Below are 1,273 nucleotides of genomic sequence, written 5' to 3'. Positions count from 1 at the left end.
GAGCTGGACGTTCGTGGTGCGCACCTCGGGCCCCACACCTGGCCGGCTGCGATCAAGCTCCTCGAGTCCGAGACGCTGCCCATGTCGGAGATCTGCACCCACCAGTTCGCACTGGAGGACTTCCAGCAGGCTCTCGACCTGGTCGGCGACTCGGCGGGCGCGAGCGTCAAGGTCTCGATCATCCCGTCACGGCGCTCCTGAGCGTCGCCCGCGGGCGGCCCCGTCAGTGCTGCGGGACCGTCCGCCGGGCGACGCTCAGGAGCGCCGTGACGGGATGATCGAGACCTTGACGCTCGCGCCCGCCGAGTCGCCGACCAGGTCGAGAGCCTGCTGGAAGTCCTCCAGTGCGAACTGGTGGGTGCAGATCTCCGACATGGGCAGCGTCTCGGACTCGAGGAGCTTGATCGCAGCCGGCCAGGTGTGGGGCCCGAGGTGCGCACCACGAACGTCCAGCTCCTTGTCGTCCGAGATGATCGACCAGTCCACCGACACGTTGTCCTTGAAGACCGAGTACTCGACGAAGGTGCCGAGCTTGCGGAGGATGTTGAGCCCCTGCGGCACCGCCGACGGGTGGCCGGTCGCCTCGATGTAGACGTCGGCGCCGTAGCCGTCGGTCAGTTCCTTGACGCGCGCGACGGCGTCCTCCTCGGCGATGTTGATCACGATGTCCGCACCGACCTTGCGTGCGAGCTCGAGCTTCTCCGGGACGACGTCGAGGGCGATGATCCGGAGCGGGTTCTTCTGGCGGGTACCGGCGATCGCGGAGAGGCCGATCGGGCCCGCGCCGGCGATGACGACCGTGTCACCGAACTTGATGTCGCCACGCTCGACCGCGTGGAAGGCGCAGGACAGCGGCTCGGCGAACGCGGCGACCTGGCCGGGCAGATCGCTCGAGACCGGGTGGGTGAGCGCCTTGGTCGGGACGAGGACGTACTCGGCCATCGCGCCGTCGTAGCCCTTGAAGCCGAACATGTCGTGGACGTTGCACATCCAGTAGATGCCCTCGAGGCAGTAGCGGCACTCCCAGCACGGCACGATCTGCTCACAGGCGATGCGGTCGCCCAGCGACACCTTGCGCTTGGTGAGGGCGTCCTCGTCACCGGCGACGATCGTGCCGACGAACTCGTGCCCGGGGATCCGGTCGGTCTCGGCCCACGCCGGGCGGTTCTCGTCGCCCCAGAACTTGGCCGCGCCGTGGTAGCACTTCAGGTCCGATGCGCAGATCCCGACCGCGTCGGTGCGGAGGAGCAGCTCGCCGGGTCCTGGTGTCGGG

At 68.5% G+C, this 1,273-nt stretch carries 1 protein-coding gene and 1 pseudogene; one reads left to right on the top strand and one right to left on the bottom strand.

What is annotated here, in order from left to right:
* A pseudogene (locus NS184_RS17105) lies at window positions 1-201 on the top strand (erythritol/L-threitol dehydrogenase); the annotation flags it as partial.
* A 54-nt stretch (window positions 202-255) separates the two neighbouring features.
* Here the strand turns inward: NS184_RS17105 and NS184_RS17100 are convergent.
* Window positions 256-1,273 (bottom strand): zinc-binding dehydrogenase (locus NS184_RS17100; RefSeq protein ID WP_058727248.1); only part of this gene is annotated, 1,018 nt, incomplete at its 5' end.

The sequence above is a fragment of the Curtobacterium luteum genome (assembly GCF_001475545.1).
In the GTDB taxonomy this organism is placed as follows: domain Bacteria; phylum Actinomycetota; class Actinomycetes; order Actinomycetales; family Microbacteriaceae; genus Curtobacterium; species Curtobacterium luteum_A.
The sequence above is the reverse complement of the archived record's forward strand: the minus strand, read 5'-3'. Positions and strand labels throughout refer to the sequence as shown.